Here is a 23,869-nt window from a genome sequence, read left to right on the forward strand (position 1 = left end):
ATCTGCTCTTCCGTAAACCGCTTCTTCTTCATCTCGGACCTCCTTCATGCCCGGAGATCCTAACATTCCAACTGGTCTACTTTTAGGGGAGCACGCCCAAGTTTCCTCGAAGTCTCCTATTTATTAGCCCACGGTGTTGCACTTTTTGGAGCAGGAAAGCGCACGAAGGGGAGTTTGCAAGACGAGGGGTAATTGGTTGACGGAATGATGCGTAAGATGTTGTGTTGAAATAAGATGTGGAGTGACGGGTTCATGGGAGCTATGGGAGCAATGGGAGTGATGGGACGATGGGGGCGATGGAGTGATGGGAGTGATGGGGTGAATGGAGTGGTGCACGTGGTGGGACGAATGGGAGGCGCTATGTGGGATTTGCGGGAAGGATGGGGGTCGCTTTGTGCGATTAGTGGGAGGGATGGCGGTTGATCGACGGCTAGAGCGACGCGGGGGCCGCCCACCCTCGGCTGACTGCTCTCGACGCTCGCGGCATTTCCCCAGCGCAAGTCCCTTCCCCCTTCTGGCTTCCGGGTCCTAATCCCTCCTCCCGACTGCAACACCGTGGGCTAATAAATAGGAGACCTCGAGGAGACTTCAACACATGAACTCCCAGAACCAACCCACGCAACCCAATCCAGCTCCCCCCACGACACACCCGACACACCCGACAGACCCGATAGACCCGATAGACCCGGTAGACCCGACAGACCCCATCCCCTCTGCGGAACCCGGACCCCGGAACCCGGAACCCGCATCCAACCCGACACACCCGACAGACCCGATAGACCCGACAGCCCCGACAGACCCGATCCCCTCCGCGAAACCCCGAACCCGGACCCCGGAACCCGAATCCCGCTCCCCAAATCGTCACACCCGGGCTATCGAGGCCATGGGACCCGAGACCGCGGGGGCAACGTGAACTCACCAGCCGCCGCCGCCACCGCCTCCGCCGCCACCACCGGAGGAACCGCCCGACGAGCCGCCGGAGGAGCCCCCGGAACTGGTGCCGGGCGCGATGGACGACGACGATATCTCCGACGACATGGCGGACGCGATCGAACCGGAGAAGCTGCTCATGCCGCGGCGGTCCCACAGGTCGCCGTCGTACCAATAGGGACGGTAGGCGTTGTGGCGCGGGTCGTCCCGCTGCGCGCCTTCGAGTTCGGCGGCGAAGCGGCCGGCCCATTCGGTATCGAGGTCGAGCGCCATCGCGTAGGGAAAGTACGCGTTGAACTCGATGGCCTCGGGCGTGGTCATGGTCGCGGACTGCGGCAGGTTGCGTCCGCCATCGAGGTATGCGCGGAACCCGTCGATCTCGTCGAGCGCGCGGCGGCCGAGTTTCGTGGGCGACTTCATGAGTTGGTAGAACAGCCAGTTCATCGCGGCCAACACGACGATAAGCGGCAACACCCAAAACGCGTTGCTCCCGAACATGATCGCGGTCACGAAAATCTCCGCTGCGAAAAACGGGGCCGCGAACGCCGTAATGAACAGCGCGCTGGCGAATTGGCCGATGCCTTTGAATGCGAGCCGCCACGCCGCCACGACCATGTGCGCGAGCAGAAAACACCCGAGCGACCAGAACGTGAGCCAGATGCCGAGGAACAATATGGGCTTGTCGGCCTGGTGGGGAGAAAGGAACAGCGCCGCGCCGATCGTGCCCATGGCGAGCAACGTGCCGGGAAGGGCGTAACCGGCGTTCGTGATGAAGTACCGTGTCTCGTACTGCGCGCGCAACGCGTCGTGGCACGCCTTGATCGCTTTCGATATCCGCGCATGGTTGGCTTGTTTGAACGTGACCGAATCGCCTTTTCGCAGCAGCGCGTGCAACACCGCCTTCTCGTCCGGCGTGCAATCGGATTCCTGCGTGTCGAGCCGTTTCACGGTGAAGTATTTGTCGGTCTGCGAAATCTGGACGTGCTTCTTCACCGCGAGACTGACCAGCGCCGTCGCGAACGTTTGATTGTCGAACCCCATGCGTGTGAGGTAGCGCATCGCGGCGGGGCCGAATTCCTTGGGTGGCTCGGACCGCGCGCGAAATTCGCCCGGCGCGGGGTCTTTGCCGACGAGCGTCCACGCAAAGACGAAATACGCGAAGGTAAGCACGGTACCCAGGAGACTGACACGAATGGCGTAGTTGTCCGAGGCCCATTTCCTGACGGTTGCGGCAAATGCCGGGCGATCTACGAGGCCCTTCGGGAAAATTATGGAGATTGTGAACCCTTCCTGCGCATACAGCGAGCGCGTCGTGCGAAAGACCACGTCGTTGCCGGGCCCCATCGTCCACTCGTACGCCTGTTCGGTGGACCCTTTCGCGCCGGTGAACCCGTTCATGCGCACGTCGCGCGATGGCAGCGGCCGCTCGAACCGGACACGCGCCTCGACAGCCTCGATGGGGAATTCCCACCCGTTGCCGGTGACGTTCCAATACAGTTCGTCCTCGTTGTCCCAGTACGCGAGTTGGTGCTGCGTGCGGTAGGTGATCGAGTAGGTATGTTCGCCGGGCGGCACGAACGCGTCCGGATCGCCAATATAGGTGCGCACGCCGTTGGTCTTCATTTCTTCGTGGTGCGGCACCGGCGCGCCGTCGAGCGTGACGTCCTGCAACTCGAACGTTGTCGTGAACCGCGTCAGCCACGGTGTCCTGTAATTGTTCGGAAAGTCGCGGTAGATCGTCGGGAAATCGCGAAAGATGCCGTGCTTGATACCGACGCCGAGCACGTAAACGCGAATCGTCTCGCGAACAAGCAACGAAGCGTCCGCGTTGACGGTGATGTCGGCGTGGTACGAGAGAATGCGCTCGCTTTCGTTCTCCTGGGCAACGGCGGAGCATACGACAAGGCACGCCGCGGCAATCGCGAGCGGACGGATCACGCCTGTTCTCCGTCGCTGGTTTGGCGGTCGGGGGGGCGGTCCGCGACCGGGGCTTTGGGCGGCGAGATGAATTCAATGCCGGCTTCGCGGAAGGCATGTTCGATCATGTGGCGGAGGTCGCTCCCAACGACGCGGCCGTCGGGTGTGATGCGCAAATCGAGCCAGAAGTTTACCTCGAATACGAACGCATTGTCGGCGAACTCGATGAACAATACGGACGGCCCCGGCGTTTTCAGTACGTTGCCGTGGTCCTCCAGCGCTTTCATGATCAACCGCGTAGCGTCTCGCGTGTTGGTCTCGTGGGCCACTTTAACGACGAACGAGAACCGCGCCCTGCTGTCGCCGTGCGTCCAGTTGACGACGTTCTTTTCGAGGAACGCGCTGTTCGGCACCAGGATATCCACACCGCTGAACGTCGCGACGCGCGAACAACGCGCGCCGATCTCCGCAATCAGGCCCCGATGACCGTCCACCTCGACGATATCGCCGATCTTAATCGGTCTCTCGACCATGAGAATCATGCCGCTGATGAAATTGTTGATAAGCGTCTGCGCGCCAAACCCGACGCCAATCGCGAGCGCGCCGCCGAAAAACGTGAACACCGTCAATGGGATATTGACGATGCTCAGCGCGAACAGCACGATCATCACGAGCAGGCCGTAATGCAACACGCGCTCGATTGTCGCTGCCGCCGTCCGGTCGATGTGCGGGCGCGCGTTAAAGGCGCGGCGCACCAGACGCGTGAGCACGCGCGTGGCCGCGAACCCCAGCGCGAGGATGATGAGCGCTATGCCGATCTTCTTCAGCGTCAGCGGCTGCCCGTCAATATTGACTATTTCCTTGTCCCACAGCATTTGGGCGGTCTCGCCGATCTGTTGCAGCCGCTCGCCCAGCGACTGCCGCTGTTCGACGGCGGCGATTTCCGCCAGGACCCGTTGGGTCAGCTTGTCCGCGCGGTCGTTCGCCGCGAGCGACACGGCGAGTTGATCGAGCTGCCCGGTCCGCAGCTTCAGGAACTGCTGCGTGTTATCGAGCGAGTTCACGCTCTGCTGCATCCGCGCGAGCCGGTTGCTCAACTCGCGCACTTCCGCGCGGAGCACATCCTCCCGCGTTTCCTGCACGCGGCGCGCGACGCCGAGCGAGTCCAGATAGTCCTGCAGGCGTTGGCGCTGCTGGCGCAGCGGGAATTCCTTGGGCGCCATGTGCAGGCTGTACCGCGCGCTCCAAATCTCGGTGAGGTGGTAAATCGTGTCCATTTGTTCGCGCAGAAGCGATGCCTTCCCCTGCGCCGCTTCCGCCTCGACCTTGCGCAGTTCGAGGATCGACTGATTGACGGCGTACTCCTCGTCCTCGACGGAATTCTCGAAGGCCGTGCGCGCCTCTTCGAGGCGCTTCTTTGTCTTGTCGCGTTGCGCTTCGGCGGCGCTGCGCTCCTTCTCGAGCGCTTCGCGCTCGGTTGTCAGCTCCGCGCGGCGCGCCTCCAAATCCTCGGGACGGTACTGCTCCTTCGATTCCGCGTCTTTCTGTTTGCGTTCGGCAAGATCAAGCTCCCTGTCGCGCAGGTCGAGCCGGGCCTCGGCCAACTTGAGCGCATCCTGCGCGTGTGCGACGCGCGCCTGCCACAGGTCGCGTTGGGCCGCGGCAGCCTGCATGGCCCACTCGAGTTTCGCGCTCTGCGCCGCGTCCTTGTTCGTGACGTGTTTCTCGTTCGCCACGGCGTAATCGCCTTGCCGGCCTTTAAGTTCGGCGGAGGCGTTCGCGGCGAGTTCCTTGACCTGATCGACCCCGCGGCGCGCAATCTCGCGTTGGGTCGTGCGGGCATCGAGCGCGTCGCGGTACGTATCCACCACCCACGGCGCGTACGGCGGCGGGTCCGGAAGACCCGAATAGGAACCAATCTCCGCTTCCGCCGCGGCGATGGAACGCCGCGTCTCGGCCATTGCGTCGAGCGCATCGACGTGCTCCTCGAAGACGGAGCGCGTCTCGCGCAGGCGGAGCGCGTAGTCGTGCAACTCCTGAATCGGCACGCCGATTCGCGCCGCCTGCTCGTCGGTCGCCGTTGCCTCCGCCTGCTGAATCCTCTGGTCGTACGACTCGAGCTGTTCGCGCAGCTTGGCGCGCGTTTCCGCGGCGGGGTCGGTCGGCGGCGGCGTATCGACTGGGGCGGACTCCGCGCCCAGCGCGCAAAGCAGCGCGTGACCGAGCGCGAAGTGCAGCAAGGCAATTCTAGTCGTGCGAGAAACCGTCATGGACACGATCCGGTGTGGCGATGCTCCTTCGCATCGTAAGTACTCGCTTCCCGCCGTGTCAATCGATTGCACGGTATGCGGCGGGTAGTTACCATACCGGCCCATGAACGACCGCGTAACGGCGCCCCGCCAGAAGACCGTGCTTCCCACCAATGTCCCGCCCGCGCCGGAAGAACTGTGGAAGCGGAAATATGAGTCGTTCGGGCTCGTTTTCGCGCGCTTCCTGGCGCTGTTGACGATTATCGCCGCGCCGATCACCGGATCGGCGATTCTGGCGACGCTCGCCATCGTTGCGTTTGTGTTGCAGATACTCACAAACCAGGTTCGGCGGTCCATGTTTGTCCGAAATCTGTATGGACTGCCGTGCCTGCGGCCGGACCAGCCCGTCGCGCCCGATCCCGCGGCGTGGCCGGGCGTCTCGTTCATCTCGCCCGCGCGCAACGAAGAAGCAGGAATAGAAGTGGCGGCGCGCAGCGTCGCAGCGTTGGATTATCCCGACATCGAGGTCATCTACGTCGACGACCATTCGACGGACTCGACGCCGGCGATTCTCGACCGGCTCGCGGCGGAGTTTCCGCGGCTGCGGGTCCTGCACGATCCGCCGTCGCAGGAGGGCTGGCTCGGCAAGGCGAACGCCGTATGGCATGGGCTGGCCGATAGCGACGCGTCCAAACCCTGGGTCGTGTTGGCCGACGCGGACGTCGTGTTCGAGCCGGGCGCCCTGCGCCAGGCCATCGCGCTGGCCGTCGCGAACAAGCTCGACTTTCTGACGTGCGTCGCGTACATCGACAACGGATCGTTGGGCGAAGAACTGTACATGCCCTGCGCGTGGGCGGGCATTATCCAAGGGTCGCACTACAACCGGCTCAACGAACCGCGCACGCCCGCCATCGGCATTGGCGCGTTCACCTTGGTCAAACGCTCGATCTACCTGTCGAGCGGCGGGCATGCCGCAATTTACGATCGGCACCCGGAAGATACGCTGCTCGCCGCGCTCGTCCGTAAGCATGGCGGCAACATGGGGGTGTGCTGGACGCCGTCGATGATCCGCGTGCGCATCTACCGCGGGTTCAACCAACTGCAGCAATTCATCGTGCGGAAGATTCGCATGCAGTCGGAGGACCGGATAGCACGGATGGGAAATCGAGTCGTCTACCTGCTGATTCAGGACGTGCTGCCGCTGCCGATGTTCGTGGCCGCGTGCGTCCGCCAGATCGCGATTGGCGATTTCAGTTTCTCGATGACGTTCTATGCGATCATGGCGCTAATAACGTACCTGACAAACGTCGGCGCGTTCGAAAAGTTTCGGCACATTGCGCGCATGCGGCGGTATCTCGAGTGGTTCCATCCCATTGGCGGGCTGTTGCGCATCTATTTTTACATCGTCGCGGCGCTTCAAGTGGCCGCGCGCAGGGGGATGGAATGGCGCGGGCGGGACTACACGCACCGTTAAGCGACGCGCACGCACACCTTTCCGAAATGCTTTCCCGCGGCCATGTACTCGACGGCGGCGTGGATGTCCACCATAGGGAACACGCGATCGACGACCGGCTTGAGTTCGTGCAGCGCGATGGCGCGGTTCATGTCCTCGAATGAATCGCGCGGCCCGACGATGACGCCCTGCACGCGGATGTCCTGCATCAGGATGGGCGTGAGGTTCAGTGGCGCCTCGGGGCCGGACAACACGCCGATGAGACTGATCGTGCCGCCCATCTTGACACAGCGCATCGATTGCGTCAGCGTGCCGGTGCCGCCGACTTCAATGACATGATCGACGCCGTCGCCGCCGGTCAATTCGCGCACCTGTTTGGACCAGTTCGGGTTCGTCGCGTAGTTGATGCCGTGCGCCGCGCCAAGCGCCTTCGCCCGCGCGAGTTTATCGTCGCTGCTCGACGTGACGATAACCGTCGCGCCCATCATGCGCGCGAATTGCAGCGCAAAGACCGAGACGCCGCCGGTGCCGAGCACGAGGACGGAATCGCCCGGCCTGGTATGGCTATGCCGCACCAGCGCGCTCCACGCGGTGAGGGCGGCGCAAGGAAGCGCCGCCGCTTCTTCGTTCGTCAAATGTTCGGGAATTTTCACGACGCCATCTTCGTGCAGCACGACTTGCTCGGCCAGCATGCCGTCGAGTGGACCGCCCAATGTCGTGTTCAACAGTTTCTCGCGCGATGGCGGGCCGGCAATCCATCCTTGGGCAAAACACCCCGCCACGCGGTCGCCGGCTTTTATGCGCGTCACGCCATCGCCAATCGCGGCGACCTCGCCTGCGCCGTCCGAACATGGAATCAGCGGCAGTTTTTGTTTCGGATTGTAGAATCCCTGAATGGTGAGCAGGTCGCGATAATTGAGCGACGCTGCCTTTACATTGACGAGTACCTGGCCGGGACCGGGGGCGGGCGCGGGCCGCTCGCACACTTTCAAGTGTTCAAACCCGAACGCATCCCGAATCTCGACAACTTTCATACTGCTGCACCTCGCCCGTTTCCAAGACCCACGTTCCGCGCAGTATAGGCGGAGCGGCGCGCGCGGGCAACCGCCATTCAACACGGCACGCGCGCGTATGCTAAACTCCCGGCATTGCGAATCGCAGGGCATTTTACCGATACAACAGGATTGATGAATTCGTGACGCTACACTGCACATTAGGTTTCCTTGGCTTCGGCAATATGGGGCGAGCGATTGCCGTCGGACTGGTCGAAAAGGGCGCAATTGCGGCAGAGCATCTCGCCGTGTATGACGTGGATGCCGGCAAACAGCAGCAGGCCCGGGAGCTTGGCGCTGCGGTCCACGGAAATCCTTCCGAGCTTGCAGCGGCGAGCGATGTAATTCTGCTGGCCGTGAAGCCGCAAACGATGGCCGAGGCGCTCGAGCAACTCAAGTCAGGACTGGCACCGCGAACGCTTATCGTGTCGATTGCCGCGGGTGTCTCGATCGCGTTCATTGCGAAAAGGCTGGGGGAGCAGACCCGTGTCGTGCGTGTTATGCCGAACACCCCCGCGCTGGTGAATGCCGGGGCGGCGGGTATCGCGCTGGCGGCGAATTGCACCGCGGAAGACCAGGGAATCGCGCGCGCGATTTTCGAGTCGATCGGCGTGGTCGAATTTGTCAACGAACCACTAATCGACGCCGTGACCGCGTTGAGCGGCAGCGGGCCGGCCTATTTCTTCTACATGGTCGAGTGTCTCGTGAAGGCCGCGCAACAACAGGGACTAACGGAAAAGCAGGCCACCGCGCTCGCCACGCAAACGCTGTTGGGTTCGGGGCTCCTGTTGCAGCAGTCCGGTGAAAGCGCCGCCACGTTGCGCGAGCGCGTCACGTCGAAGGGTGGCACCACCGAAGCCGCGCTCAAGACGTTTCGCGAGAAGGGTCTTGAGGGCGCGATAGCCGCAGGTGTGCAGGCCGCCGTGGCCCGCGCAAAGGAATTGGGGCAATAACATGCGTGGTTTGAGACACATGCTGCTTGCGATGGCGGCGGCGGCGTTTCTGTCCGGGTGTCCGTGCAACGATACCGTGTATTTTCTGGTGTCGGAATTGAAGACGACGCACGGCGATTCGTATATCCTTCCGCTCACCGATCCCGACGACATTGCAGCCGCGCGCGCTATTGCCGCCGACCCGGGCGAAGCGACAGCGCGAATCGTCGTCGCGACGATCGGCAAATGCGCTGACTGCAAGTACATCAACCGCGATCTGCTGCAAGGCGGCAGGAAATGGTCGTGGTGCGTGACCGGGTTTGAGGCGTTCGCCGAGAATACAATCGAGATTTACGACGGCTGGCCCACATTCGTCGAGGACGACGTGGACGGCTGGATCGAAAATACAAACGGCGTGATCGGGTTCTGGTCGTATACGGTCACGCGCGAACTGACGCCGTGGGAAGTTCTTAGCGGACGCCTGGCAGATTGATGAATAGTTGCTGCGCCGCAACGTCTGGTTTGGAGCACGTTGAATGAAACAAGACAGGGTAATCTCGGAGGTCTTGGGCGAGGAAATCGCGCTTTCGCCGAGCGATTTGCTGAATCAGCAGTTCAAGCGCGCCGGTTTTGGCGGCTATCAACGGCGGCAGGTGGACGATTTTATCGAGCGGGTCGCCGACGTGCTGGAAGGGTTGATCAACCAGGTGCGACAGCTCAAGGAGAAGAACGAGGAACAGCGGCGCGCCATCGCCGAGTACGAGGAGATCGAGGCCGCGCTGCGCAACACGCTGATGACCTCGCAGCACCACGGCAACCAGATTCTCGATGCCGCGCGCCGGGAAGCGCACGTGATTATCGAAGAAGCGAAACTGAAACGCGCCCAGGCGCAGTCCGACGCGACGAAGCTTCCCACGCACCTGGCGCGCGACATCCAACTGCTCGAACAGCAGCGATCGCGATTGCGCGTCGAGCTGCTCGCCATTCTCGAAACGCACCGAAAGCTTATTGACAGTCTGGTTCCCGCCGATGTCGCCACGACGCCCATGGGATTCTTCGAGGTGGGCGATCCGCTGGGTTTCCCGAACGACGCGCCGCTCGCATACGCCGAAGAACCCATCAAGCCCGCGCTGGAAAGTAAGTCGCGCGACAGGGCGGAGGAGATGGAACCGGATTCCGCCGGCGAGGATCAATCGATGGAAACGCCGATGCCAGATTTGGCAGGGGATGGACTGGAAGCGGCGGAACGGGACGAAAACCACGAGCGATAGTATGATTGCGAGTCTTCTTGTAGGTGTCTGCTCCGCGCTCTCCGCCGAACAATCGGTCGAAGCTTTCTTTGCCGAGTTCGCGGCAAAGCGCGAACACATACAGTCGCTTTCCGCGACATTCCGCCAGGAGGAGCGCTCCGTCGACGAAGACAAGGTCAGCGGCGGCCGGATTGTTTTCGTGAAACCGAAGCAACTCCTGTTCGAGTACCTCGATCCAAAGATTACGTACGCCATCGACGGTATGCGCGTGTACGAGTACGAGGCCGAGTTGGAGCAGGTGCAAGCGTACGACGTCGAAGACAGCGCGCAGGCCGACGCGTTTTTCATTGCGTTTGACAACGACGCGGGCCGCCTGCGCGAAGCGTATAACGCGACGCTCGTCGAAGCCGGGCCGGACGCTTGCGGTCAGCGCGTTCTGAAGCTGGCGCCGAAGACCCCCGCGTCGGCGGACGATGCGCTCGCGCAGCCGTACAAGGAGATTCGTCTCTATCTCCGGCAGGACGATTTGCTGCCGTGCAGAATGCACGCCGTCGTGGACGACGAGACGTCCGTGATCGTCGATATCGATCACTACAAGATCAACGAGGCCAACACCGACAATTCAATTCGCTTTCATGTTCCCGAGGGGACAAAGATCATCATCAACGAGGCCGATGTCGAGGTGGCGGGACCCGGCGGCAAGGATCTGCCCGTGCCGCCCGCGGACGCGGCTGCCGAGTCCGAACGGAAGTAATGCGCATCGTCCTTGCCTCGGGGTCTCCGCGCCGCCGCGCGCTACTCGCCGCATTGGGAATCGAAATTGAAGTCATTCCGAGCGGCGCGCAGGAAATTGACGAAGGCGATACACCCGAGCGAATCGTCATCGAGAACGCGAAGCGCAAACGCGACGACGTGGTTGGCGGGCTCGATTCGCCCGCGCTGGTCATTGCCGCGGACACGCTCGTGTTCCTCGACGGCCGCGTCCTCAGCAAGCCAAACGATATCGACGATGCCCGCGCGATGCTGCGGCGCCTGTCCGGCCGCACGCACGACGTGCTCACCGGAATCGCGGTGACCGATGCACACTCCGGGCGCAGTGCGGAGGGGTACGAGCGGACCGGCGTAACGTTTTGCGACTTGTCCGATGCCGAGATCGGCCACTTCGTCCACGCCGTGAAGCCGCTCGACCGCGCGGGCGCCTACACCGTGGACGGCCCCGGGAGTCTTCTCGTTGCGCGGTACGACGGGTGTTATCAAAACGTGCTGGGCCTGCCGATGGTGCGTTTACAGAAGCTGCTGCTCGATCTGGGCCACGATCTGTTCGAACTGATGGACGGTCCGCGCTCGGTGTTCCTCTGATCTTGGGTGAGGGACTGACGGCGTGAGGAGTTGGCCCGCGTTTTTCACCACCCCGAAGGATCTTGCGTCCACTGCGCCTTTCGTGGCGCACTGAGAAATGCGGGTTAGCGCGTCTCACGGCCGGCTGCACCGCGTGCCCGTGGACGAGTACGAGTACGATTACGATTACGAGCACGAGCACGAGCACGACAAAAAGTGCGGATTTCAAACTCGCGACAGTAGATGTTTGTTGAATGTCATGCGGCCTTTGGCTTGATTGCTTGTTAACCATGTCTCAGGTTGGACACTTGAAAAGCTCTGCTTTGGTCTAGCAAGGACTCGGGCCGCCGCCATATGGGAAGTGTACAAAGGAAGCCAAATACTCGATTACGATTACGAGTCGTCATGAACAGAGTTCTCCCGGAGATTGTGAAAATTTGAGCAGTGCGCTTTCAGCGCGCGGCGATAGGGGCGTGGACAATTTCCAGGGGCGATGCCCCTGGCTAGGGTTGCGTTGCGCCTTCGGCGCGCGGGAGAATTTGTGTATTTTCGGAGTAGCCCGCGCGGGACAATTTGTGCATTTTCGGAGTAGTCGTCATGCCCTTGCGGGCACGCAGAAACGATGAAAATGCAATTTCAGATTTGAAATCTCATATTTCAAAGCAACACGAGCTGGATGTCTCAAAGGTCCATTTTCGGAACAGGACGATTACGATTACGAGCACGAGCACGAGCACGAGCACGGGTGCGAAGCACGAGCACGAGCACGAAGCACGGGCGCGAGAAACTCTGCGGCACGCGTTTGTTCGCAGAGTTCTTGTCGTGAAGCATGGCTTCAGCCAAACGAATGCTGATTCATTGGCCGAATGGACGGGATAGTCGAGATGGACGGCAGCCAGGACAAACGCCGACGATCGACGCGCTGGAAAAGCTCCGCTTCTCTCTGTGTTCTTTGTGCTCTTTCGTGGCCATTCATTAAACGGCATGGCCCGCGTCAGGCCGATTGCCTAGCGCGATTTTAGCCGCGCATTGCGCAGGCTATATTTCTCGATTGCATCCGAATTCAAGAAAGCCTTTGAGCCTTCGTCGTCCTTGAGGTACGCATTCCAAAATGCCGTGCTTGCGATGCGCGAGTAGTCAAACAGTCCAATCTGATCGATCGCCGGCGCCACGCGCGCAATTCTGCGGGCGGCCGCGCGGACGCGTCGTGCGAAAGCCCCGCGCTTTCCCGGGTCTCCGAGCGGGATGTCAAAGATTGGCCCGACATACGAGAGGTGGTGCGCGCCCCGCAGGTACAGCAGGTATTTGCCGCCCTGTGGAGCGTAGCGATACGGTTCCGTACGCCACAAGACGCCGCAGCCCGGAATGTACCCGGGGTCGCGCGAGCCTGCCATAACCATTAATGGGCGCGTGAAATCGCACCAGGACTCCTTCGTCAAACCCATGTTGTCGCACCCGGGCCCGGATATGACAAGCACCGCGCGCGGCCGCGGATCACCGAAGCGAAACACCTCTCCGGACGACGGATCGGTGAGCGTCGCGCCTCCGAGCAGCATGACGGTATACGCGCCGAACGAGTGCCCCGCGATTGCAGTGCGGTCGCGGTCAATCCCTCGATGGAGAGCGGGCACTTCCGCCTCGATTGTCTCGAGTGCGTCCAATATCGCCGACAAATCGCGCGTGCGTTCGCGCCACGCCGCGGGTCCCATTTCGCGCGGGCGCATCAGCTCTTCGCGCAGGCGCAGGATGCTCCGATCGATAAGCGGGCGCGCGCCAAACAAATGTGTCGGCGCAATGACAACATAACCGTGACTCGCCCAGTGGCGCAGCAGCAGGGGAGAGGTGGCGTTGGAATCGCCCGCGCCGTGCGAATAGAGAATAACGGGATGCGGTCCGCCGCCGGTGGGTGCGTATATGCGAAGCGGGACGTTCTTGCCGCGCATCGAATCGTGCAGTTCGTACTCGCGAACGACATCGATGGCGTACGGTCCGTGCGCAAGGTACGGGAGCACGCGGGCGGGCGCGGGTTCGCAAGTCGTCATGGCACGTTCGGAAGATTCGGTGACATTGTGGCGCACAGTATGCAGCACCCGTGCGCAATTCGGCATCCCGGACAATTTGCGATTCCCGCGGATTCCGGTACACTGTGTTTTCACGCGATCGTGATCAGCGGAAACCATGACCGAAAACGCAAACGAATTGGCATCGACGGCGCCTGAAGCGAACCAGGCGTTACCGGCCCCGCCGCAAGACAACGCGGGTCCTGCGCCGGAAGGGCCCGCCGCCGCCGTGGCACAGCCCGCGCCCGAGCCGGTAAAGACATTCGATTCGAACGCGGACACCTGGCCCGATACCGGCCACGATCTCGCGACGCAGAAGCGATCGCGGTGGAAGCGGGCCCTCGCGTATTTGCTGCTCGCCGCGCTCCTGGCGCTTGCGATCGTTGGGGGATGGCTGGCGTACGCCTACTACCGCCCGAATGCCGCCGAGATCAGCCCCGCGCTGGCATACGAAACGTGGACTGCCGTGGACGACGGCATGCACAACTCGAACACGGACATGATCTACTGGCGCGGCGCGTTTTACATGATTCACGCGAGTTCGCCGTGGCACTTTGGGAGCAGCGAATGCAGGCTGGTGCTGCACACGTCGAGCGATGCGGCGAATTGGACGAAGATCGCCGAGTTCCACGCGGATGGCGAAAACGATATCCGCGACCCGAAATTCGCCGCGATTGGCGACCGGCTGTATCTCTACGTGCTCATCAACGATTCCGTGATGGCGACGCCGGAAGCGACGTCGATGACTTACACGACGGACGGGATGACGTGGGCGGAATTGCGCGAGATCGAGCCGAAGGGCTGGCTGTTTTGGCGACCGAAGACGCGCGACAACATCACGTGGTACTGCCCTGCGTACTGGCACGAACACGGTAAGTCCGCGTTATTGAAATCGACCGACGGCGAGCATTGGGAGCAGGTCTCGATCATTCACGAAGGCGATGCGAATGACGAGACCGATTGCGAGTTCCTGCGCGACGGACGCATTATCGCGACCGCCCGGCTCGAGGTGGTCCCGGACACGGTCTTCGGGCACAGGCTGGGGCGCACGCTCATTGCCACTGCGGGCCCGCCGTACGAGCACTGGCTCTACGCGACGAGTTACACCACCCGACTCGATGGCCCGTACCTGTTCGAGTACAACGGCCAGATTTACGCATTCGGGAGGCGCAACCCCGATCCGAACAACTGGCCCACGAACACCGCGAGCATTCTTGGGCGTAAACGGACCGCGCTCTACAAGGTCGATTCGGAGGGGCTGACGTGGCTCAGCGATTTGCCCAGCGCAGGCGATACCTCGTACGCGGGCGTGGTGATCGACGGTGACACGCTGTACGCCTGTTATTACACGAGCGACATCACGCGCGACTGGCCGTGGATCATCGGAATGCTGTCGCCCAGCGAGATTCGGATGGTGAAGATCGATTTGCCGTCGTTGGCGGCACTCGCGGCGGAGGGGGCGTCGCGGTAGCCCGCATTTTTCAGTGCGCCACGAAAGGCGCATTGGAGGCGATTCCTTCGGTGCGGCGAGAACTGCTCACGTGTAAGCCCTTGAGCGCACCTTCTTTTCCGTGCTCGTGCTTGTAATCGTGCTCGAGTATTTGGTTTCGTTTGTACACTTCGCATATGGCGGCGGCTTGAGTTCGTGGTGGACCAAAGCAGAGCTTTTGAAACGGCGTTCGAAGACGAGCCGTTGTTGGAGTGTCCAACCTGAGACATCGTTAGCGAGTGCGTTCCCAAGCCGGAGCTTGGGAACGAGAATTTGTGTAAGAGTTCGAACGCTCGATTGCGATTACGATTACGATTACGAGCACGAGCACGAGCACGGGCACGAGCGCGTTCCCAAGCCGGAGCTTGGGAACGAGACAATTTGTGCAGGAGTTCGAATGCTCGATTGCGATTACGATTACGAGCACGAGCACGAGCACGGGCAAGGTCACGGGCACGACGAATGGTGCGGATTTCAAACTCAGGACAGTAGTGTATTTTCGCGGTGCTGGTTGACGAGTGCGACGCTCAGTCGCTTTCCAGTCCATACTTCTTCAGCCGGTACCGTAGCGAACGCGCGGTCAATCCCAGCAGCCCTGCTGCCCGCTTCTGCGAGTACTTCGTGTTTTGCAGCGCCTGCTGAATGAGATTGGTTTCGATCTCCGCGACGTACTTCTCCAGGTCGAACCCTTTGTCCGGCAGCGACTCGACCCTGTGCGCGGCTGTGCCGGCAATCTCGCGGACGTAGGGCGGCAGATCGGTTATCTCGAGTTTATTGTCCCGGCACAGGGCGACGGCGCGCTCGAGCACGTTCATCAGTTCCCGCACGTTTCCCGGCCAGTTAAACGCCTGTAGCGCCGATTCCGCCTCGGGGGAAGTCTGGATTGGCCCGCGCCCCATCTTGGCCGCGTGGGTCGCAACGAATGCGCGCGTCAGCAGCGGGATGTCGTCTGCGCGGTCGCGCAGCGCGGGCACGTGAATCGGGATTACGTTCAGCCGGTAATACAGGTCCTCGCGGAAGGCGCCTTCCTTTACCATCTGATCGAGTTTTTTGTTGGTCGCGGAAATGATGCGGACGTCAACCTTGATGCCCTGCGTGCCGCCAACGGGATACACGACGTTGTTATCCAGGACGCGCAAGAGCTTCACTTGCAGCGCCATCGGCATCTCGCCAATTTCGTCGAGGAACAGCGTGCCCCCGTCTGCAACGACGAACAACCCCTCTTTGTCGTCGTAGGCGCCGGTAAACGACCCTTTTTTGTGTCCAAACAGTTCGCTCTCGAGCAAGTTCTCCGGAAATCCGCCGCAATTCACCGCGACGAACGGCTTTGGAGACCGGCTGCTCAACGCGTGAATGCCGCGCGCGACGAGTTCCTTTCCGGTCCCGCTCTCGCCGTAGATCGCGACGGTGCTCGGCAGGTCGGAGACCCGTTTGATCATCTCGCGCAGTTCTTCGACGGGACGGCTCTTCCCGACGATGTTCTCGAGCTTGCCGCGGTTCGCCTGGTCCTTGCGCAGGGCCTGATTTTCGCGCTTGAGGTTGCGCTGTTCGATCGCGCGCTGCACCTGAAGCCGAACTTCGTCGTTCTTGAACGGTTTCATGATGTAATCGACGGCGCCGCGCTTCATGGCTTCGATCGCCGTCTCGACACTGCCGTATGCCGTCATCATAATTGCGGGCGTCGTGGGGTTATTCGCGGTGATCCATTCGAGCAGCCCCATGCCCGCGTCGCGTTCGGTGCCCATGCGCAAATCCGTCAACACGACGTCGAACGCTTCCTTCGAGAGCCGCTCGATGGCGTCGTTGACGTTCGGCAGCGCAATAACCTCATAGCCGTCCTTCGCGAGCACGATTTCCAGCAATTCGCGCATGCTGGATTCGTCGTCGACTACGAGTACGCGGTGTTGCACAGGCACGGCAGGTCACTCCTCGGCGCGGACAAGGGGTAAACGCACGCTCAACGAAGCGCCCCCGCCTTGCCGCGATGCGGCGCGGATGGTGCCGTCGTGCGCCGTGATGATGCGCATACAGATAGCAAGACCCATCCCCACGCCATGTTCCTTCGTAGTATAAAAAGGCTCGAAAATACGCGCAACCTTGTCCGGGTCAATCCCCGGTCCCTGGTCGTCGAACCGGATTTCGACGAACGTGCCGCTCGGCACAACGGCGACGTGCAGCGCGCCCTGTTCGTTCATTGCCTCGATGCCGTTCTTCGCAAGATTGATGAAGACTTGACGAATCTGCGTGCGGTCGCCGGAAACCGGGCACGGATGACCGGGAAACTGGCCGCGTACGCGCAGCGCCGCCGCGCCCGAGTATTTGTGCTGCGTGGCCTCGATGACTTCGCGCGCAAGGCCGCACACGTCGAACATCTCGCGCCGGACCCTCGGCCTGCGCGCGAAATCGAGAAAGTCGGATACGATCGCGTTCAACTGGTCCGATTCGCGCATCGCGATTGTCGCGAGTTTCGTCGCCAGCGCTGGTTTGTCGAGCGAGCCGATGAGTTCGTCCACCGCGCCGCGGATTGCCGCGACGGGGTTTCGAATCTCGTGCGCGAGACCCGCGGCGAGTTCTCCGGTGACGGACAGGCGATCGTTCTTCTTGATTTCCTCGCGCATTTGCTCGAGTTCGGTCAGGTCGCTGAACGACGCGATGATTCCGGTCATCCGCCTGCGCCAATCGAAGATGCGGCTGGTGCTCAGTCCCAACAGTTTCGCGGTGCTTGGAAACACAAGCCCGATGTATTCGTAGCGCGTAAAGTCGCGTTCCGATTTCAGCGCCGTGATAACGGGGCATTCCTCGCCGGAGGCGACGCGCAGGATTTCCTGCACGGGGCGGCCGATGGCGTCCGCTTCGGAAATGTTCAGAATCCGTTCCGCTGCCTTGTTCAGCAGCGTCACGGTCCCCTCGAGATCGGCGATCAGGAAGCCGTTATTCATGTTGTCGAGAATCTCGCGCTGAAACTGTTGCAGGCGCGTGACCTGCTGGTTCCAGTATCCGGAGATCGCGGCCGTGAGGTAGTACGCGAGGGCCTGCACGAGAAACCCGTACCACACGGTAATGGCGCCTACGTCGTACCCGAAGTAGGGCTCTTGGCCTGACTGAAAAGGCGCCGGCGAAATTACGTTGAGCAGCGCCATGATCGCGGCGGACAAGGTGGCGACAATAAACCCCTGGGACAACCCCAGCAGGATGCCCGCTTCGAGAATGGATACAACGAAGAGAAACGCGAAGTGGCTGTGCGGCCCGCCCGTGAAGCTGACCGTCGCCGCAATGACGCCGAAATCGACGAGCACCTGCGCCCACGTCAACAGGCGCGTAACCGGCTCGCCGCGACGCACGGCGACGAGATGGCCGATGGCGCTTGCGAACCCGAAGCAGTAGAACGCGACGAGATATACTTCTTCGGCTTTTTCGTAGTCGTGGATTAGAAACGTGCCGACCGCGACGACGCCGAGCAACGCCAGTCGAACGATCCCGGTCGTCCACGCCCACGGTCTGCCGACGCCCACACCCCCGCGCGTGGCGTGGGAGGAGTGGACCGAACTCACAGTCCCTTTTCCAGCAGCCGGCGCAAGCCCTCGGGATCGGCGGTGCGCTTGAACGCCATGTCCATTGTGATCGCGTTGCGCTTCACGAGGCGAAACAGCGATTGGTTCATCGTCATCATACCTTCGCCGGTGCCGATTTCGATCATCGACGGAATCTGCTGCAGCTTTTCTTCGCGAATCAAAGAGCGGATGGCCGTGTTGGGAATCATCACTTCGAGGGCCAGCACGCGTCCCATGCCGTCGGCGCGCGGAATGAGCTGTTGCACGCAGATGCCTTCAAGCACGAACGAAAGCTGTGTGCGGACCTGGTCCTGCTGGCTCGCGGGGAACACGTCCACAATGCGGTTGATCGTCTGGAGGGCGTCGTTGGTGTGCAGCGTCGCAAACGCCAGGTGGCCCGTTTCCGCGACGGTGATTGCCGCGGCGATGGTTTCCTGGTCGCGCATTTCGCCGATGAGTATCACGTCCGGGTCCTGGCGCAGCACGCGCTTGAGCGCCGCGGCAAACGACTTTGTGTCCGCGTTCACCTCGCGCTGGTTGATGGTTGCCATGTTGTGTTGGTGCAGGTATTCAATTGGGTCTTCGATTGTGATGATGTGCACGGGACGTTCGCGGTTGATCTTGTCAAGGACCGCGGCAAGTGTCGTCGATTTGCCGCTACCGGTTGGACCGCAGATTAGTACGAGACCCTGCGGCTTATACGCGAACTCCGCCACGATTCGCGGCAGACCAAGCTCGTCGCACGACCGGATGTCGAAAGGAATCGAGCGAAAGGCCGCAACGACGGAACCGCGATCGCGGTACACGTTCAGGCGGTACCGGCTGAGTCCTTCGATCCCGAACGACATATCGAGTTCGCGGTCCGTTTCGAATGACGCGATCTGTTCTTCGCTCATGACGCTGTAGATGAGTTCCTGCGTATCTTCCGGCGCGAGCTTGGGATATTCGTGCAGCGGTTCGAGCAATCCGTGGATGCGCAGAATCGGCGGCGTGCCGACGGCAATGTGCAGATCGCTTGCACCCTGCTCGGTCATTTTCTGAAGTAATTCTCGGATGCTGATGTCGGCCATTTCGCTCTCCCCAGCGCGAATACTCGTTCCGCTTGTTCCGTTCGTTTCGTTGCTCCGGCCGTTAGGGCGCGCCGGACGTTGTGTGCAATCAGTCCGCTGCCGATACGCGCAATACTTCCTCGATGGTTGTAATGCCTTCCGCGGCTTTCTTTAGCGCGTTCTGCCGCAGCGTCGCCATGCCGCATTGGATTGCGGCGCGCTTGATCTCCGCGGCGGGCGCCCGCGTCATGATGAGGTCCTGCAAATCGGGATAGTTCGGCATCGCCTCGATTACCGCGAGTCGGCCGCGGTACCCGGTGTCCTTGCACTTCGTGCAGCCGCGGCCGCGCACAAACGACGGAGGCGGAGCGCCAGGCGAATGCTTGAATTGAATGCGTTCGAGCACTTCCTCGGGAACGCGGATGGGCTCCTTGCAGTCGGGGCACACGCGGCGCAACAGGCGTTGCGCCGCCGCGAGACCGACGGACGACTGCACCAGGAACGGCTCCATACCCATATCGACGAGGCGGGTGAACACGCTGGCGGCGTCGTTCGTATGCAGCGTGCTGAGCACGAGGTGGCCGGTCAGCGCAGCCTTGATGGCGATGTCCGCCGTTTCTTCATCTCGGATTTCACCGACCATAATCACGTCCGGGTCCTGGCGCAGAATGCTGCGCAGGCCCGCGGCGAAGGTCAGCCCGATTTCCGATCGTACCTGTACCTGGTTTACGCCGAAGAGTTCGTATTCGACCGGGTCCTCGACCGTGATGATGTTTGTATCGGGGCCGTTTAGTTTGTGCAGCGCGCTGTACAGCGTGGTCGTCTTACCGCTGCCCGTCGGTCCGGTCAGGAGGATCATACCGAACGGCAACGCCAGCGCCTCGCGAAACGCCTCCATCGGCTGCTCGGCGAACCCCAGCGTATCGAGATCGAGGGACAGCGAACTCTTGTCGAGCACGCGCATCACGACTTTCTCTCCGTGGTAGCACGGGAGAATCGACACGCGAAAATCGACTTCGTGACCGCGGAATTTGATGCGGAAACGGCCATCCTGCGGGAGCCGGTGCTCGGCGATGTCGAGGCCCGACATGATCTTGAGACGCGAGATGAGCGCGGACTGTACGCTCTTCGGCGGGTTCTTTTGTTCTTCAAGCATACCGTCAACGCGATAGCGGACGCGCAGGTTCTTCTCGTAGGGTTCGACGTGAATATCGCTCGCGCGGTTTTCCAACGCGGCGACCAAGATCAGGTTTACAAGCCGGATGACCGGAGCGTCCTGCGCCTCCGCCTGTGCGTGGGCGATATCCTCGATCTCGTCCTTCTGTTCGACAACCTGCACACCGTCCTGCTTCGCGGCGTCCGCGGTGAGCAGCTCGTCGTATAGCTTGTCGCTGTGCTTACCGCCGTAGTGACGGTTGATCGCGTCCATCAGTTCGGACTGCACGGCGACCACCGGCTCGATCTCGTAGCTCGTCAGCATTCGCAGATCGTCGAGCGCCATGATGTTGAGCGGGTCGGCCATCGCCAGCGTCAATACATCGCCCGTCACCGATACCGGCAGCATCTGGTACTGCCGCGCGAGCGATTCCGGCACTTCGTTCAAGACTTCCTGCGGGATGTTGTAGTTCATCACGCGGATGTGCGGAATGCCGAGCTGTTCGCTCAATGTGATGACGAGGTCTTCTTCGCTCAAATACTTTTTGGATACGAGTATTGACGCGAGGCTCTGCCCCGTGTTGCGCTGCAGTTGAATGCATTCCTGCAACTGCTCGGTCGTCACCAACTCTTGCTCGAGCAAGACATCGCCCAAGCGCCGCTTCGCCGTCTTCGGTGCCACTGCGTGCTCCCCAGAATTACGCCGCTTCGATCGCGGTCAAATGGCTCAGGATTTCCTCGGTCAGTTCGTGCGTCACTTCCGTACCGGACACTTGGGCATACGCCAACGCCTTGCGCAACGCGCCGGTCATTTTGCGCACGTCCACCGGAACGCGCGACGCGATCAGCGACAGGATGTCGTCGGCAACTTTCGCCCTCAAGACGCGCGCGTGCCGTTGCAGAATCGCGACGCGCGTCGGCATATCGGGCGCGTGCAGGCGCGACACGATGCCCGCCGCAAGGCGCGACACGAGCTGGTGCGATGTCTCGGGCAATTGGTCCGGCGCGCGGTCCGCGCTTACGACAACGAGCCGTCCTTCGTTCGTCAACACGCCGAGCAACGCGCGCAGTTCGTCCTGCGCCTGCTTGTGCGCGGCCACGCTCTGTGCGTCGTCGAACAGGAGCACGTCCCAATGCGCGAACGATTCGCGAAATTTCTCGAGGTCCTGATCGCGCGCGGCGCGTTCGCACGCGCTGACGAACCGAAGGCCCGTCATGTACGCCACGCGCAGGTCGGGGTCGCGCGCGGTAATCGTGTTGCCGATCGCCTGAACCAGGTGCGTCTTGCCGACGCCAACGTCGCCGTAGATGTAAAACGGCGTGAATTCCCGCGAGAATTTCTCCGTGACCGCGCGCGCGACAGACAAGGTGAATGTGTTTGCCGCGCCGGACAGGAACGCCTCGAACGTGAACGCGCGCTGCAACCGGCCGGAAAGCAGGGCCTCGCGCACGCGGTCGTCCGCCTCGATCCCCAGGCCGATTTCTTCCATCGGATCGAAGTGCTGAAGCGCGGCATTGCCCTGACCCACGTCCGTCGCGCGCAACCCCGGAAACGGGGACACGTTTGGCGCGTGTTCGTCTTCCGGCGCTTTCGCGGGGGCGCGCATCGTATCGAGCGCTTCGCGCAGCGCAAGCAGCGCCTGCTTCGTGGTGTCGGTCAGATCGGCAATGCGTTCGTTCTGCGCGGCATTCGACGCCTGCAGCGCGTGCGTGAACCGGCCCGCAATGTCCTCGATGTGTTTTTGTGGCGAGTTGGCGGCTATCGCCTCGCGCATTTCCTTCGCAAACGAGGCCATACTTCTGTCCATGTACTGCGCGAAGTGGTCGGCCATGATTTTGGGATCGAATGCAGGCGCGGCCGCGGCCTTGCCGCCCTTGCTCGAAGGTTCGCCCATTTGAAGCACGGGCAACACGGAATCCAGCATGGCCGCGCGGACGCCGTCGCCGAGTTCCTTCGCGAGCGCGGCGGGATCGAACTGTGGCTGTGCGGCTGGCGCGGGTTGCCTGCGCTGCGCCTCGAGCAGCGGCGCCATCGCGTTTTGCAGCGACGCGCGTATACTTTCGCCGAGTTCCCGCGCAAGCGCGCTCGTATCGATGGGCGCGTGCGACGCCTGCGCGAAGTATTTCCCCTGGGCTTCGAGCAGCGGGGCAAGGCCTTCGAGCAGCGACGCGCGCATGCTCGACGTAATCTCGCGCGCCAACTCCGCCGGCTTTCCCTTCGCGGATTCGAGCTGCAAAGCAATCAATTTCTGTTGTTCGGCAATAAGCGGTGTAAGCGATTCCGTCAGCGCCACGCGGACATGGTCGCCCATGCGATCGAAAAGCGCTTCGGGAATTGGCACGCGCGCGGGCGCCGCGGGTTCGGCGGCTTTCGGCGCCGCGGCCGGCGCGGGCTTCGGCGCGGCTGCGGTTGTCTTTACCGGCGCGACTTCCTTGACCAGTTCTGCGACCGCTTTGTTGGCTTCCGACTTTTCGTCGGGGCCCGTATCGCCCTTCGGCGCGACGGATTTTTTCGACGCCAAACCAAACGACCCCATCGACAGCTCGGCGGGCTGCTGCGCGGTCTCGGCGAAGAGCTTTCGCGCTACCTGCTCGAAATGGTTCCAGGTGCAGAGAATCGGCTTGATCTTCAGGTCCGGGCATAACTCACGGACCTTTTCCAATGCGTCCGCATCCAGCGGGTCCACCATTGCCAGCGTGAGGATTTTCCCGAGCTTGTCGATCGGCAGCAACCGGTGCTGCTGGCACATGTCTTTCGGTACGAGCTTGAACAAGTCTTCGCCGACGTTGTAGTCGAGCAGGCTGATATGCGGAATCTTGCACTGCTTCACCAGGAACAAAACGAGCGTTGATTGATTGAGATAGCCGAGTTCGACGAGCGTCTGCCCAATGAACGCGCCGGTCGTCTGCTGCTTTTGCAGTGCCTCGTTCAGTTGCAGTTGGGTGATGACCCCCTCGTGAACCAGCAGTTCGCCGAGCCGGGTGCGTCCGGGCACCCGTGCCGAGCCGCCGGTTGGGGCGGCGACTTCGGGCGCGTCCGGGATGCGTTGAGAGGCGCCAGAAGAGACCACCGGCTTTGCCGGTGTGTCATCCTTCTTGTCTCGCCGCCAACTTAACATACGTGCCCTCGGGTCCCGACGAATCGCTCAATCGGTTGGACTGGTGCCTGCCGCAGGGGAATTGTACCATTTTGAACGGTGTAGGTCAACAAACAACAAGTTGTAAATCATTTAATGTCAGTAATTTGTCGAGAATGGGATTGTCATGTGCGGAATATGCGGATTAATAACATTTGAATTCAATATATAGTAGCCAATCATATCATATCTACTATATATGGAAAGGCACGCAAAGACAATAGAAAAGCCCCCGGCCACCCCGGCGCAAATGCCTGTATTGACCGGCTCGTCGAGTGTTGAAGATTCTGGGAGGTTGTCGGGCGTT

General features: G+C 61.6%; 16 protein-coding genes. 7 read left to right on the forward strand and 9 right to left on the reverse strand.

Annotated features, from left to right (window positions below; genetic code table 11):
- Positions 1-915: 915 nt before the first annotated feature.
- Together HUU46_24525 and HUU46_24530 are read right to left on the reverse strand one after the other, a co-directional pair.
- A complete protein-coding gene (locus tag HUU46_24525; GenBank protein ID NUM56807.1) occupies positions 916-2,868 on the reverse strand; it encodes a DUF2207 domain-containing protein in 1,953 nt (650 codons plus the stop codon).
- Complete coding sequence (locus HUU46_24530; protein NUM56808.1) at positions 2,865-5,117, reverse strand: mechanosensitive ion channel; 2,253 nt, start codon at positions 5,115-5,117, stop codon at positions 2,865-2,867. Before HUU46_24530 ends, HUU46_24525 begins: the two co-directional genes overlap by 4 nt.
- A gap of 103 nt (positions 5,118-5,220) precedes the next feature.
- Here HUU46_24530 and HUU46_24535 point away from each other — a divergent pair, with 103 nt between their 5' ends.
- Positions 5,221-6,570, forward strand: coding sequence for a glycosyltransferase (locus tag HUU46_24535; protein ID NUM56809.1), 1,350 nt, complete (start codon positions 5,221-5,223; stop codon positions 6,568-6,570).
- On the opposite strand, the gene HUU46_24540 is transcribed toward HUU46_24535, so the two are convergent.
- Complete coding sequence (locus tag HUU46_24540) at positions 6,567-7,583, reverse strand: NAD(P)-dependent alcohol dehydrogenase (protein NUM56810.1); 1,017 nt, start codon at positions 7,581-7,583, stop codon at positions 6,567-6,569. The genes HUU46_24535 and HUU46_24540 overlap by 4 nt on opposite strands.
- A gap of 203 nt (positions 7,584-7,786) precedes the next feature.
- On the opposite strand from HUU46_24540, the gene HUU46_24545 reads away from it, so the two are divergent.
- From HUU46_24545 to maf, 5 genes are read left to right on the forward strand one after another with little or no spacing between them, the layout of a single operon-like run.
- Positions 7,787-8,554 carry a pyrroline-5-carboxylate reductase gene (locus tag HUU46_24545; GenBank protein NUM56811.1) on the forward strand — a complete coding sequence of 256 codons (768 nt, stop codon included), beginning with the start codon at positions 7,787-7,789 and terminating at the stop codon, positions 8,552-8,554.
- Between the two features lies 1 nt (position 8,555).
- Positions 8,556-9,026, forward strand: coding sequence for a hypothetical protein (locus HUU46_24550; protein NUM56812.1), 471 nt, complete (start codon positions 8,556-8,558; stop codon positions 9,024-9,026).
- Positions 9,027-9,069: 43 nt separating this feature from the next.
- Positions 9,070-9,804 carry a DivIVA domain-containing protein gene (locus tag HUU46_24555; GenBank protein ID NUM56813.1) on the forward strand — a complete coding sequence of 245 codons (735 nt, stop codon included), beginning with the start codon at positions 9,070-9,072 and terminating at the stop codon, positions 9,802-9,804.
- Position 9,805: 1 nt separating this feature from the next.
- Positions 9,806-10,537, forward strand: coding sequence for an outer membrane lipoprotein carrier protein LolA (locus HUU46_24560; GenBank protein NUM56814.1), 732 nt, complete (start codon positions 9,806-9,808; stop codon positions 10,535-10,537).
- Positions 10,537-11,142, forward strand: a complete 606-nt coding sequence (gene maf, locus HUU46_24565) for a septum formation protein Maf (protein NUM56815.1) — start codon at positions 10,537-10,539, stop codon at positions 11,140-11,142. The genes HUU46_24560 and maf overlap by 1 nt, the downstream gene beginning before the upstream one ends.
- 986 nt (positions 11,143-12,128) lie before the next feature.
- On the opposite strand, the gene HUU46_24570 is transcribed toward maf, so the two are convergent.
- Entirely contained in the window at positions 12,129-13,163 is a 1,035-nt protein-coding gene (locus HUU46_24570) for a hypothetical protein (GenBank protein ID NUM56816.1), read from the reverse strand.
- Positions 13,164-13,299: 136 nt separating this feature from the next.
- On the opposite strand from HUU46_24570, the gene HUU46_24575 reads away from it, so the two are divergent.
- A complete protein-coding gene (locus tag HUU46_24575) occupies positions 13,300-14,652 on the forward strand; it encodes an exo-alpha-sialidase (protein NUM56817.1) in 1,353 nt (450 codons plus the stop codon).
- Positions 14,653-15,197: 545 nt separating this feature from the next.
- On the opposite strand, the gene HUU46_24580 is transcribed toward HUU46_24575, so the two are convergent.
- The 5 genes from HUU46_24580 to HUU46_24600 all read right to left on the reverse strand — a co-directional run bounded on the left by HUU46_24580 (position 15,198) and on the right by HUU46_24600 (position 23,544).
- On the reverse strand, positions 15,198-16,580 hold the full coding sequence (locus HUU46_24580) for a sigma-54-dependent Fis family transcriptional regulator (protein NUM56818.1): 1,383 nt from the start codon (positions 16,578-16,580) through the stop codon (positions 15,198-15,200).
- Positions 16,581-16,592: 12 nt separating this feature from the next.
- Positions 16,593-18,221, reverse strand: a complete 1,629-nt coding sequence (locus HUU46_24585) for a PAS domain S-box protein (GenBank protein ID NUM56819.1) — start codon at positions 18,219-18,221, stop codon at positions 16,593-16,595.
- Entirely contained in the window at positions 18,218-19,291 is a 1,074-nt protein-coding gene (locus tag HUU46_24590) for a type IV pilus twitching motility protein PilT (GenBank protein NUM56820.1), read from the reverse strand. The genes HUU46_24585 and HUU46_24590 overlap by 4 nt, the downstream gene beginning before the upstream one ends.
- Positions 19,292-19,379: 88 nt before the next feature.
- Complete coding sequence (gene pilB / locus HUU46_24595; protein ID NUM56821.1) at positions 19,380-21,107, reverse strand: type IV-A pilus assembly ATPase PilB; 1,728 nt, start codon at positions 21,105-21,107, stop codon at positions 19,380-19,382.
- Positions 21,108-21,123: 16 nt separating this feature from the next.
- Positions 21,124-23,544 carry an ATP-binding protein gene (locus HUU46_24600; GenBank protein NUM56822.1) on the reverse strand — a complete coding sequence of 807 codons (2,421 nt, stop codon included), beginning with the start codon at positions 23,542-23,544 and terminating at the stop codon, positions 21,124-21,126.
- Positions 23,545-23,869: the final 325 nt, after the last annotated feature.

The sequence above is a fragment of the Candidatus Hydrogenedentota bacterium genome, assembly GCA_013359265.1.
GTDB lineage: Bacteria > Hydrogenedentota > Hydrogenedentia > Hydrogenedentales > SLHB01 > JABWCD01.

Bases quoted from the DNA above. Each gene is read 5' to 3' on its own strand.
- HUU46_24530 (NUM56808.1), bottom strand. From the start codon at position 5,117: ATGACGGTTTCTCGCACGACTAGAATTGCCTTGCTGCACTTCGCGCTC.
- HUU46_24535 (NUM56809.1), top strand. From the start codon at position 5,221: ATGAACGACCGCGTAACGGCGCCCCGCCAGAAGACCGTGCTTCCCACC.
- HUU46_24540 (NUM56810.1), bottom strand. From the start codon at position 7,583: ATGAAAGTTGTCGAGATTCGGGATGCGTTCGGGTTTGAACACTTGAAA.
- HUU46_24545 (NUM56811.1), top strand. From the start codon at position 7,787: ATGGGGCGAGCGATTGCCGTCGGACTGGTCGAAAAGGGCGCAATTGCG.
- HUU46_24550 (NUM56812.1), top strand. From the start codon at position 8,556: ATGCGTGGTTTGAGACACATGCTGCTTGCGATGGCGGCGGCGGCGTTT.
- HUU46_24555 (NUM56813.1), top strand. From the start codon at position 9,070: ATGAAACAAGACAGGGTAATCTCGGAGGTCTTGGGCGAGGAAATCGCG.
- HUU46_24560 (NUM56814.1), top strand. From the start codon at position 9,806: ATGATTGCGAGTCTTCTTGTAGGTGTCTGCTCCGCGCTCTCCGCCGAA.
- maf (NUM56815.1), top strand. From the start codon at position 10,537: ATGCGCATCGTCCTTGCCTCGGGGTCTCCGCGCCGCCGCGCGCTACTC.
- HUU46_24570 (NUM56816.1), bottom strand. From the start codon at position 13,163: ATGACGACTTGCGAACCCGCGCCCGCCCGCGTGCTCCCGTACCTTGCG.
- HUU46_24575 (NUM56817.1), top strand. From the start codon at position 13,300: ATGACCGAAAACGCAAACGAATTGGCATCGACGGCGCCTGAAGCGAAC.
- HUU46_24590 (NUM56820.1), bottom strand. From the start codon at position 19,291: ATGGCCGACATCAGCATCCGAGAATTACTTCAGAAAATGACCGAGCAG.
- HUU46_24600 (NUM56822.1), bottom strand. From the start codon at position 23,544: ATGTTAAGTTGGCGGCGAGACAAGAAGGATGACACACCGGCAAAGCCG.